Here is a 10,437-nt window from a genome sequence, read left to right as displayed (position 1 = left end):
GCTGGCAACTGGAAAGATAACTCACGATTATTCTCATGTAAAATCTCTTTCGTCTGCAAACCTTCCAAAAGAAGATGAAGAAAAAGGAAGAGCTTTTGGTGCTAAATTAAAGGCGAACAAAGCTATTATGGGAGTGTTTGATGAAGGTTGTATGGGAATGTTCAATGCTATTGTGCCCGACGATTTATTGCATGCAACAGGTATCTTCAAAGAAAGACTAAGTCAGTCTACACTCTATGCAAAAATGCTTGAAGTTTCAGATGCAGATGCAGAAAAAGTTTTGGAATGGTTATTAGCTAAAGGAATGAAGTTTGATTGGGGAACCGATGAAGCTACAGAACTGACCAAAAGCCAAACCCTTATCCAATGTAAAATGTACATTGCTGCATTACGTTTGGCAGATGAATTTGGCTGCGATACTATCGGTATTCAATATCAGCAAGGTTTAAAAGATCTGGTACCTGCCAGCGACCTGGTAGAAGGTATACTGAATAATCAGGATCGTCCGCCGGTTTTCAATGAAAAAGGCAAGGAGTTATTTGCAGGAGAAGCATTGCCTCATTTTAACGAAGTGGATGAATGTGCAGGAATTGACGGGTTGCTGACTTATAAATTATGGAGAGAATTAGGTATGGCTGCAGAGAATACGCTGCATGACTTAAGATGGGGACAGAATTTTAAAGTAAACGGTGCCGAAGAATTTGTTTGGGTATTCTTAATATCCGGAGCAGCTCCTCCGGCTCATCATATTGGTGGTTATGCCGGTTCAGATAGTATCAGACAACCTGCCATGTTCTTCAAAAAAGGTGGTGGTACATTAAGAGGAATTGCTAAACCAGGTAATTTGGTTTGGAGCAGGGTGTTTGTACAGGACAACCAGTTACATTGCGACATAGGTGTTGGTAAAGCTGTTGAATTGCCAAAAGAGGAAACAGAAAGAAGATGGGCATTAACCAATCCTCAATGGCCAATTATGCATGCCACTTTAGATGGCGTAAGCAGAGACCAGATGATGGCGAGGCATAAAGCAAACCATATTCAGGTCGTTTATACGAACGACGAGGCATCTGCGCATAAAGCTTGCCGTATAAAAGCAGCAGCATTGGCAGAACTGGGAATACAGGTTCACTTTTGTGGAGATGTAGATGTAGAAGGGAAACAATTCTCTTAAGATATGACAGAAAAATATGTTATTGGTCTGGACTATGGAACAGATTCTGTAAGGGCATTACTCATTAATGCCCTTACCGGAGAAGAACTTGCTTCTGCTGTTCATTCTTATAAAAGGTGGAAACAGGGACAATATTGCAATCCGGCTATTTCACAATTCAGACAGCATCCGTTAGATTATATAGAAGGAATGGAAGAAACCATTAAAAGTGTGGTTTCTAAAGTGTCTTCGTCTGTAGCAGCTAATATTAAGGCGCTGGCAATAGATACTACCGGTTCGACTCCCGTTGCGGTTAACGAACAGGGAACTCCTTTGGCTCTACTTCCGGAGTTTGCCGAAAATCCAAATGCGATGTTCATTCTTTGGAAAGACCATACTGCAAATCAGGAAGCAGATGAAATTAACCAGCTGGCCAAAAAATGGAACGTTGATTACACCAAATATTCAGGAGGAATCTATTCTTCAGAATGGTTCTGGTCTAAAATATTGCGTACGATCAGGGTAGACGATAGTATCTTAAAAAATGCTTATTCATGGGTAGAGCATTGCGATTGGATGCCAGCTTTGTTAACCGGAGTTTCTCATGCAAAAGATATTAAACGCGGGAGATGTACCGCAGGGCATAAAGCAATGTGGCATGAAGAGTTTGGAGGTTTGCCAGGCCAGGATTTTCTGACGGCTTTAGATTCTAAACTGGAAGGAATCAGAGAAAGATTATTTACAGATACTTATACTTCAGATCAATCTGCAGGCAAAATTACCAAAGAGTGGGCAAATAAACTAGGCTTACCGGAAGATGTGGAAGTAGCCATTGGTGCTTTAGATGCACATTTCGGAGCTGTAGGGGCATGTATAGAGCCTTATTCTCTGGTTAAGGTAATAGGTACTTCTACCTGCGATATGGTTATTGCTCCTTTAGAAAAACATAAAAACCATCTGGTGAGTGGTATTTGCGGACAAGTAGACGGTTCCATTGTACCCGGATATTTAGGTTTGGAAGCCGGACAGTCTGCCTTTGGAGATTTATATGGATGGTTCAGGCAATTGCTGTTTAAGCCTTTCGAACATTTAGCTAAAGGTAAACTAAGTGACGGGCAATTAGAAGAAATTGCCGATGGAATACTTCCTTATATTTCTGCAGAAGCTGCAAAGCTGAATGTCTCAGAGAATGATTTAGTGGCTTTGGATTGGATTAATGGAAGAAGGACACCAGATGTAGATCATCATCTAAAATCTGTACTTTATGGGTTGTCTTTGGGAACTCATGCGGCCGAGATTTTTAAAGCATTGGTAGAGGCAACTGCTTTTGGCGCCAGAGCTATTTCGGAAAGATTCATAGGAGAGGGCATACCTATCCAAAAAGTCATTGCCATTGGGGGGATATCTAAAAAATCAGCATACGTCATGCAGACTTTGGCAGATGTATTGGATATGGAAATTAAAGTAGTAACAAGCGAGCAAACCTGTGCTTTAGGGTCTGCAATGATAGCTGCTACGGTGGCTGGTATTTATGAAACCGTAGAGCAGGCTCAGGAAGCATTAACTTCGGGGTTTGATGCTACATATATTCCAAATCCGGATCGTGTTGCGGTCTATAACAAATTATATCAAAAATATTTGGCTTTAGGGAAGGTGAAGCTTTAATAAAAAAGGCCTGTTAAATTTTAACAGGCCTTTTTTCTAAATAGTGTATCATTATTATTTTTTAGCTTCAGCATATCTTCTGCTTACTTCCTTCCAGTTAATAACGTTCCAGATATTAGCCAGATAATCTGCTCTTTTGTTTTGATATTTAAGGTAATAAGCGTGTTCCCAAACATCAATTCCTAAAACTGGAGTTCCTTTTTTGCTCACGAAAGGCATTAATGGGTTATCCTGATTTGGAGTAGAAGTAACTTGTAAATCTCCGTTAGCATCTACAATTAACCATGCCCAGCCAGAACCAAATCTTTTTGCTCCTGCTTCGTTCAGTTTTGCTTTTAAACCATCAAGAGATTTAAATTTTGCATTTATAGCCTGAGCCAGTTCTGCCGAAGGAGCAGTGTTTTTTTCCGGAGTTAAAACAGACCAAAATAATTCGTGGTTGTAATGACCCCCGCCGTTATTTCTGACAGCAGTGTTTTTTTCATCTAAAGATTTTAAAACTTCTTCTATACTTTGCTTTTCTGCTGGCGTTCCTTTTACAGCATCATTTAAGTTCTTAACATATCCTGCATGATGTCTGGAATAATGTATTTCCATAGTCAAGGCATCAATGTTAGGTTCCAGAGCGTTGTATGCATAAGGAAGTGGTTTTTGGGTGAATTGAGCAAATAAGCTGTTTCCTGCTAATAAAAAAGCGGCTAAAATAAATGATTTAATTTTCATATCGGATTTTGTTTGTGTTGTATTTAAACATTTAAATCTGCCATAATATTACTGATTTTCACTTCAAGTTTTGTATCCGTAGTCTCATATTCTTCCCTGCTGGACAAAGGTTCGTTAATGCTACAGTAAAACTTAATTTTAGGTTCTGTTCCCGAAGGTCTGGCAGAAATAATACTTCCATCCTCCGTAACAAACTGTAAAACATCAGACTTAGGAAGTTCAATATCCTTAACTTCGCCGGTAATCAGGTTTCTTTCCTTTCTAAGTTCATAATCTTTTAGTGCAACAACCTCAGAACCGCCTAAGCTTATCGGAGGATTTTCTCTAAACCTTTCCATCATAGCTTTAATTTCTTCTGCACCTGATTTTCCTTTTTTAGTAATTGATACTAATTTTTCTTTGTAGAAACCGTATTTAATATACATATCAATAAGGGCATTAAACAAGCTGCTGCCTTTATCTTTGTAATAAGCAGTCATTTCTGCAATAAAAGCACAGGAAACAACAGCATCTTTATCCCTCACGAAATCGCCAACCAGATAACCATAACTTTCCTCACCGCCAACAATAAATCGTTTATCTTTTTGGAATTGAGTCATTAACTGGCCTATATATTTAAATCCGGTTAAAGTGTTATAACAGGTAATGTTTTTACTGGCTGCAATTTTATCAATAATATAAGACGTTACAATAGTTTTTGTAATGTATTCATTGCCCTTAAATTTTCCAGCCTTTTCCCAGGCCTCCAGCATGTAATTTACAAGTAAAGCGCCCGTTTGATTTCCGTTTAAAAGCACAAATTCACCTTCGTTATTTTTAACGGCAATACCTACGCGATCTGCATCCGGATCTGTAGCCAAAACCAAATCAGCATCAAGCTCTTCAGCCTTTTGCATCGCCAGTGTTAAAGCTTCTTTCTCTTCAGGGTTTGGATACACCACCGTAGGGAAATTTCCATCCGGTTCAACCTGTTCCTCTACCAGGGTTACATTTTCGAAACCAAAAGCAGCCAGCGCTTTAGGAACCAATGTAATTCCAGTGCCGTGTATAGACGAATAAACAATTTGTAAATTCTTTTGACGTTTGATAGCATCCGGAGAAACCGATAAAGAAAGAATTTTTTCTATATACAGATTATCCATTTCTTCACCAATGTATTCGATGTTTTCAGGAACCGCTGTAAACTTCACTTCGTCTACAGAACGGATTTTAGCCACTTCATTCATTACCAGTTTATCATCTGGGGCCACAAACTGGCCACCATCTTCGCCATAAGCTTTGTAACCATTATATTCTTTAGGATTGTGAGAAGCAGTAATCATTACACCGCTTTTGCAACCTAATTCACGTACCGCAAAAGAAAGCAGAGGAGTAGGTCTTAATTCTTTAAAGAAATAAACGTGAATATTATTAGCCGATAATACTTCGGCAGTAATTCTTGCGAAATAATCAGACTTATTTCTGCTGTCGTGAGCAATCGCTACCTTGATTTTCTCGTTAGGATATTTGTTGTGCAGATAATTGGCTAACCCCTGGGTAGCAATACCTATTGTATATTTGTTTATCCGGTTAGAACCAGCACCAATTATTCCCCTTAAACCTCCGGTCCCAAATTCCAAATCTTTATAAAAAGAGTCAGTTAACTCAGTATAAGATTGGCTATCTATTAAATTCTGAATTTCCTGTTTAGTTTCCTGATCGTAATTTCCATTTAACCAAACGGCGATTTTTTCCTTTACCAAAGGTTCTAGTTCTTGCATATTGTGAAATATTTAAGTCTTAAATATAGGTAGAAAGGCAAAACTCATTTTAAGCCATCTCCAATTATTAAGCGATAAATTTATAGATATTTTTTGCTTTTAAACAAGAATGTTGACAGAAGGTTGTCGCTTTGAGCTGTAAAAATTATAAAATCTTAAAAAATAGGTATTAACCCCTGCAAAGACCCGTTTTATAATTATTAAAATAGCGGTCATTTTTTGAATTTTAAACAGTTTAAAAAAGCATTATATGAAAGGTTTTATCTATTTTAGTGCCCTCTAATAAAAAAATATTAAAATAAGATAAAATGAAAGTTCTAAAATTCGGGGGAACTTCTGTAGGAAGCCCTGAAAGGATGAAAAAACTCTTAGACATTGTTAATCCGTCTGAAAGACAAATCGTAGTATTGTCTGCTGTTTCTGGTACAACTAACAGCCTTGTTGAAATTTCACAGGCCTATCTGGCTAACGATAAGAATAAGGCTTTAGAATTAATCAAGGCACTTAAGGATAAGTACGAGATTTTCATCAAGGAACTGTTTGCTAAAGATGAATTTCTTGCCAAAGGAAAAGATTTAATAGACTATCATTTTTATTTATTAACGTCGTTCTCTAACGACCTGTTTACTCCGATAGAAGAAAAAGTAGTTCTTGCACAAGGTGAGTTGATTTCTACTACACTTTACCATATTTATTTACAGGAAATTGGTGTGAAATCTATTTTATTGCCTGCGTTGGAGTTTATGAAAATAGATGAAGATAACGAACCTATAGTAGATTACATTACAGAAAAACTGACACCTCTTTTAGTGTCAGATAATAATTTGTATATCACTCAGGGGTATATCTGCAGAAACTCTTTCGGAGAAATTGATAACCTGAGAAGAGGCGGAAGCGATTATACAGCTTCTTTAATTGGTGCAGGTATTAAAGCAGAAGAAGTGCAAATCTGGACAGATATTGATGGAATGCACAATAACGATCCGCGTATCGTAAAAGGAACTACACCAATTTCTCATTTAAGTTTTGATGAGGCGGCGGAGTTAGCTTATTTTGGTGCAAAAGTGCTGCATCCGCAGTCTGTATTTCCTGCACAGCGTTATAAAATTCCTGTAAGGATATTAAATACTATGGATCCGAAAGCTTTTGGAACTTTAATCAGCAGCGAAAGTTCGGCAGAGACCATTAAATCAATTGCAGCAAAAGATGGTATTACAGCTATCAAAATCCAATCCAGCAGAATGTTGTTGGCTTATGGTTTTTTAAGAAGAGTTTTTGAGGTTTTTGAACGTTACAAAACTCCGATAGATATGATTACAACTTCTGAGGTAGCTGTGTCTTTAACCATAGACGATACAAAATACCTGGGAGAGATTACTCGTGACTTGAACGACTTTGGTATGGTAGAAGTCGATGTTAACCAAACCATTATTTGTATAGTTGGTAATCTGGGCGCTAATACACATGGCGGTGCTGCTAAGATTTTTGATGCATTGAAAGATATTCCTTTAAGAATGATTTCTTACGGAGGCAGCAACCATAACGTTTCTCTTTTAATCAGAAGCGAAGACAAAGTAGAAACATTAAGAAGCTTACACCAGGGATTATTCGGTGTTAACTGATTTGAGAGGATGGGACAAATGTTTAGTAGCAAAATAGTCGGACAATTTGAAGGTAAAGAAACCCCATTTTATTATTATGATATGGGATTACTAAATCAAACCTTGTCTGCTTGTAAAGAAGCCTCTTCAAAATATGGATTTCATGTACATTTTGCATTGAAATCTAATTTCAATACGAGAGTATTGTCGGCCATAAGACAAATAGGTTTTGGTGCCGATTGTGTTTCCGGCGGTGAAGTAAGTAGGGCAATTGAAACAGGTTTTACTAATAATGATATTGTTTTCGCGGGCGTAGGTAAATCTGATGCAGAAATCAACCTGGCTTTGGATAATGATATTTTCTGTTTCAATGTAGAATCTGTTCAGGAATTGACGGTCATCAATGAATTGGCCGGAAAGAAAGGAAAGAAAGCTTCAGTAGCGGTAAGAATCAATCCTAATGTTGATGCACATACGCATCATTATATTACAACGGGTTTAGACGAGAATAAATTTGGTGTAAACTCATGGGATTTACCTAAGGTGATTGAAACTTTAAAGGTTTCGAAGAATATCAATTTTCTGGGGATTCATTTTCATGTAGGTTCTCAAATAACGGATATGAACGTATTTAAGAGCCTTTGCGTAAAAGTGAATGAGATTCAGCAATGGTTTGAAGAAAGAGGTGTTAGTGTTAAGGTATTAAATGTGGGTGGCGGTTTAGGTGTTGATTACCATCATCCGGACGAGAACAATATCGCCGATTTTGAAAGCTATTTCAAGATCTTCAAAGATTTTCTGGAAGTTAAACCACATCAGGAAGTGCATTTTGAGTTAGGCAGAGCTTTGGTTGCTCAAAGTGCCAGCTTAATTACAAAAGTGCTTTACCTAAAGCATGGTATAAAAAAAGATTTTGTGATTGTGGATGCCGGTATGACCGAATTAATGCGCCCGGCTTTGTACCAGGCATATCATAAAATAGAGAATATTTCTTATTTGGATGATACCGCCAAAGTGAAGAAACCTTACGATGTTGTAGGTCCAATCTGCGAATCTTCTGATTGTTTTGGTAAGGAAGTAGAATTGGTAGAAGCCACAAGAGGCGATTTGATTGCTTTGCGTACGGCTGGTGCTTATGGAGAAGTGATGGCCTCTTTTTATAACCTGAGACCGGGAATCAGGTCTGTTTACTCAGATGAATTATAATTGCAGATACTTAATAAAAGAGAAAGCCTTTGAAAAAATCAAAGGCTTTCTCTTTTTATAGCTCTTCTTCAAAGAATTCCAAAAGACTGCCGAAATAATTATCGTTCCAGCCACCAACAAATTCTTCGTAAACTTCATCGGGGATATTGGTATGTATAAGTTCTACCGAAGTCCCTTTTTTATGTTCATGCAATTTGATGGTAACTATAGAGTCTTCTTCCTCACCTTCAAAATCCCATTGCTGTACAATTTTCTTACCTTCTTCAAACTCTAAGTTTTTGCCGGTAATGCTTCCGTCGAAGATCGAAAATTCAGAGCCTGCCGTTGTGTTCATTTCAGCTTCTTCCCCTGTCCAAAGCTTAATACTTAAAGGATTTGTAAGCGCCCAATAAACCTCTTCCGGAGGTGCCGGAATAATATAGTATTTTTTATAATTCTTCATTGTTGCAAAAGGATAAATTAATCCTGCTCAAAATTAGGTTTAATTATCAGTCTGCGAAACAAAATCTGAAATGATTTATGAGTTTTTGTTGCCAGAAACAGCAAGAACAATTCCGACAACCAATACAATTCCGCCAACATAAGGAGGCCAGTTTACATGTTCCTGTTTGTCTGCGGTTACTTCAAGAGGTCCGGCATCAATAACCTTTTCTTTTTTGGTGAAAGAAAAACCACCTCCCAAAACTAACATGGCTATGCCAATAATAGCTAAAATAATTCCGATTGTTCTTTTCATAAGCTTTTATATTTGTTTTATAAATTGATGTATAATAATAACAACCAAAAATGTATTAGGTTTGCATTCAGTTTGATTAACCATAATACTGCATGGCACAGATTTTACGAAAGATAGGTTTAGAAGATATCGTTTTTTTAGCTGCAATAGGGCTGTATGAAGAAGAACGAATTATTAAAAATAAATTTATAACCAATGTATGGGTAGAAATGGAAGTCTCTGAATCTGAATATAGCGATGAGCTGAAAAATACAGTAAATTATGTACGGCTTTATGATATATGCAAGCAAGCATTTTCTAAAGAAAGAAAGCTGATAGAGCCTGTTGCTCACGAAATCCTTTCGGATATTTTAAAGGAGTTTAGCTTCATAAATACAGCGTTTGTTAAGATAGAAAAGCTAAATCCGCCTATTCAGGCAGAAATCGCAAAATCATTTATCGAACTTAACTATAGCAAATAATCGTTTATAGTTCTAAGGCTTCCAGAACAAAAGGAGGGGCAGGTATTGGTTTTCCCCGACTTGTAAATACGACAGCAACTTTTGCTTTGTTGACTAAATTCTCCTGAATCTTAATCTCCTGATTAAAAATGAATTTTAGATTTCCTTCCCTAACAACGCTCGTTTCTACGTGGAAACTGTCTCCGCTTTTCAAAGGCTTTCTAAAATCAATTTCTATTCTGTAAACCACTGGATCTATCCCTTGTTGATGTAGAGTAGCAAAGTCAAGTCCGGCACTTTTTAAGTACTGATGGCGGGCATGTTCATAATAATTTTGATAGACTGCATTATTTACAATGCCCTGCAAATCGCACTCGTAATCTCTAACCTCAAAATTTAGTATAAACTTATTCATCAACTGGTATTTGATTCAAAATTAGCAAACTTGGTCATCTTTAAAAGGCTGAGAACCGTAAAAAAGTCGCATAAATAAATTTAAACTGTTAAAATGTCATTTTTAATATAGATAGTTGAGACAAAATGTCTTGTTTTTGCGCTTGGTATACGAGTTGATTATAGCTTATCAACAATGATAAATTAAAAAATAAATAAGGAGATATAAAAAATGGCACTAGTAAAATTTAACAACGGAAGAAGCTACACACCAGCATTTACACCATTTAATGATTTATTCGATACGCTTTTTAACGACAAAGCTTTTTCGAAATTACCTGCAGTTAATATTGCAGAAACAGACACTCAGTACGAGGTGGAACTGGCTGTACCGGGCTTAAAAAAAGAAGATTTTAAAATCAATCTGGAAGAGAATGTATTAACTATTTCTGCAGAAAATAAAAAGGAAGCTGTGGAAGAAGGTAAAAAAATAACCAGAAAAGAATTTAGTTATAGTTCATTCAGCAGATCGTTCACATTACCAGAAATAGCAGATTCAGATAACATACAAGCTAATTACACCGATGGTGTACTAAGCATTACTATTGCAAAGAAAAAAGAAGAAAAAGCGCAGGCAAAGCAAATACAAATTAGTTAAGATTTAGGTTTTTCATAATTGGTTAGTTTAAGTTGGGAAGCTCCGCATCATGCGGGGCTTTTTTTGTTTGTAAGTTTGGCGCAAGCGTCCGCTTGTGCCGTAAAC

General features: G+C 37.0%; 11 protein-coding genes. 6 read left to right on the top strand and 5 right to left on the bottom strand.

Translation table 11 applies throughout. From position 1 onward, the window contains the following. Nucleotides 1-1,171, top strand: a 1,171-nt coding sequence (locus ABWO41_RS10725) for a fucose isomerase (protein WP_353137533.1), incomplete at its 5' end; no start/stop codon positions are given. 3 nt (nucleotides 1,172-1,174) lie between these two features. Beyond that, a complete protein-coding gene (locus ABWO41_RS10720; protein WP_353137531.1) occupies nucleotides 1,175-2,815 on the top strand; it encodes a ribulokinase in 1,641 nt (546 codons plus the stop codon). Between the two features lie 54 nt (nucleotides 2,816-2,869). On the opposite strand, the gene ABWO41_RS10715 is transcribed toward ABWO41_RS10720, so the two are convergent. Both ABWO41_RS10715 and ABWO41_RS10710 read right to left on the bottom strand, forming a co-directional pair. Continuing rightward, nucleotides 2,870-3,538: a superoxide dismutase gene (locus ABWO41_RS10715; RefSeq protein WP_353137529.1), complete on the bottom strand. Its 669-nt coding sequence runs from the start codon at nucleotides 3,536-3,538 to the stop codon at nucleotides 2,870-2,872. A 23-nt stretch (nucleotides 3,539-3,561) separates the two neighbouring features. Beyond that, nucleotides 3,562-5,298: a phospho-sugar mutase gene (locus ABWO41_RS10710; protein ID WP_353137527.1), complete on the bottom strand. Its 1,737-nt coding sequence runs from the start codon at nucleotides 5,296-5,298 to the stop codon at nucleotides 3,562-3,564. Between the two features lie 308 nt (nucleotides 5,299-5,606). Between ABWO41_RS10710 and ABWO41_RS10705 the strand changes: the two genes are divergently transcribed. Together ABWO41_RS10705 and lysA are read left to right on the top strand one after the other, a co-directional pair. After that, on the top strand, nucleotides 5,607-6,920 hold the full coding sequence (locus ABWO41_RS10705) for an aspartate kinase (protein WP_353137525.1): 1,314 nt from the start codon (nucleotides 5,607-5,609) through the stop codon (nucleotides 6,918-6,920). Nucleotides 6,921-6,938: 18 nt separating this feature from the next. Next, entirely contained in the window at nucleotides 6,939-8,105 is a 1,167-nt protein-coding gene (gene lysA / locus ABWO41_RS10700; RefSeq protein WP_353137535.1) for a diaminopimelate decarboxylase, read from the top strand. Between the two features lie 55 nt (nucleotides 8,106-8,160). Here lysA and ABWO41_RS10695 read toward each other — a convergent pair whose 3' ends face one another. After that, nucleotides 8,161-8,547 carry an SRPBCC domain-containing protein gene (locus tag ABWO41_RS10695; RefSeq protein ID WP_353137523.1) on the bottom strand — a complete coding sequence of 129 codons (387 nt, stop codon included), beginning with the start codon at nucleotides 8,545-8,547 and terminating at the stop codon, nucleotides 8,161-8,163. Between the two features lie 75 nt (nucleotides 8,548-8,622). Next, nucleotides 8,623-8,841, bottom strand: a complete 219-nt coding sequence (locus tag ABWO41_RS10690; protein WP_353137521.1) for a hypothetical protein — start codon at nucleotides 8,839-8,841, stop codon at nucleotides 8,623-8,625. 92 nt (nucleotides 8,842-8,933) lie between these two features. Here ABWO41_RS10690 and folB point away from each other — a divergent pair, with 92 nt between their 5' ends. Next, complete coding sequence (gene folB / locus ABWO41_RS10685; protein ID WP_353137519.1) at nucleotides 8,934-9,302, top strand: dihydroneopterin aldolase; 369 nt, start codon at nucleotides 8,934-8,936, stop codon at nucleotides 9,300-9,302. 4 nt (nucleotides 9,303-9,306) lie between these two features. Here the strand turns inward: folB and ABWO41_RS10680 are convergent, their stop codons facing one another. Next, on the bottom strand, nucleotides 9,307-9,696 hold the full coding sequence (locus ABWO41_RS10680; protein ID WP_353137517.1) for an acyl-CoA thioesterase: 390 nt from the start codon (nucleotides 9,694-9,696) through the stop codon (nucleotides 9,307-9,309). Between the two features lie 210 nt (nucleotides 9,697-9,906). On the opposite strand from ABWO41_RS10680, the gene ABWO41_RS10675 reads away from it, so the two are divergent. Then, nucleotides 9,907-10,332: an Hsp20/alpha crystallin family protein gene (locus ABWO41_RS10675; RefSeq protein WP_353137515.1), complete on the top strand. Its 426-nt coding sequence runs from the start codon at nucleotides 9,907-9,909 to the stop codon at nucleotides 10,330-10,332. The last annotated feature ends 105 nt before the right edge of the window (nucleotides 10,333-10,437 follow it).

Origin of the sequence: Pseudopedobacter sp., from assembly GCF_040392825.1 — a bacterium.
Lineage (GTDB): Bacteria > Bacteroidota > Bacteroidia > Sphingobacteriales > Sphingobacteriaceae > Pseudopedobacter.
This window is presented reverse-complemented; position numbering and strand designations above follow the sequence as displayed.

Bases quoted from the DNA above. Each gene is read 5' to 3' on its own strand.
- ABWO41_RS10705 (WP_353137525.1), top strand. From the start codon at position 5,607: ATGAAAGTTCTAAAATTCGGGGGAACTTCTGTAGGAAGCCCTGAAAGG.
- ABWO41_RS10710 (WP_353137527.1), bottom strand. From the start codon at position 5,298: ATGCAAGAACTAGAACCTTTGGTAAAGGAAAAAATCGCCGTTTGGTTA.
- ABWO41_RS10680 (WP_353137517.1), bottom strand. From the start codon at position 9,696: ATGAATAAGTTTATACTAAATTTTGAGGTTAGAGATTACGAGTGCGAT.
- ABWO41_RS10720 (WP_353137531.1), top strand. From the start codon at position 1,175: ATGACAGAAAAATATGTTATTGGTCTGGACTATGGAACAGATTCTGTA.
- folB (WP_353137519.1), top strand. From the start codon at position 8,934: ATGGCACAGATTTTACGAAAGATAGGTTTAGAAGATATCGTTTTTTTA.
- ABWO41_RS10715 (WP_353137529.1), bottom strand. From the start codon at position 3,538: ATGAAAATTAAATCATTTATTTTAGCCGCTTTTTTATTAGCAGGAAAC.
- lysA (WP_353137535.1), top strand. From the start codon at position 6,939: ATGTTTAGTAGCAAAATAGTCGGACAATTTGAAGGTAAAGAAACCCCA.
- ABWO41_RS10695 (WP_353137523.1), bottom strand. From the start codon at position 8,547: ATGAAGAATTATAAAAAATACTATATTATTCCGGCACCTCCGGAAGAG.
- ABWO41_RS10675 (WP_353137515.1), top strand. From the start codon at position 9,907: ATGGCACTAGTAAAATTTAACAACGGAAGAAGCTACACACCAGCATTT.
- ABWO41_RS10690 (WP_353137521.1), bottom strand. From the start codon at position 8,841: ATGAAAAGAACAATCGGAATTATTTTAGCTATTATTGGCATAGCCATG.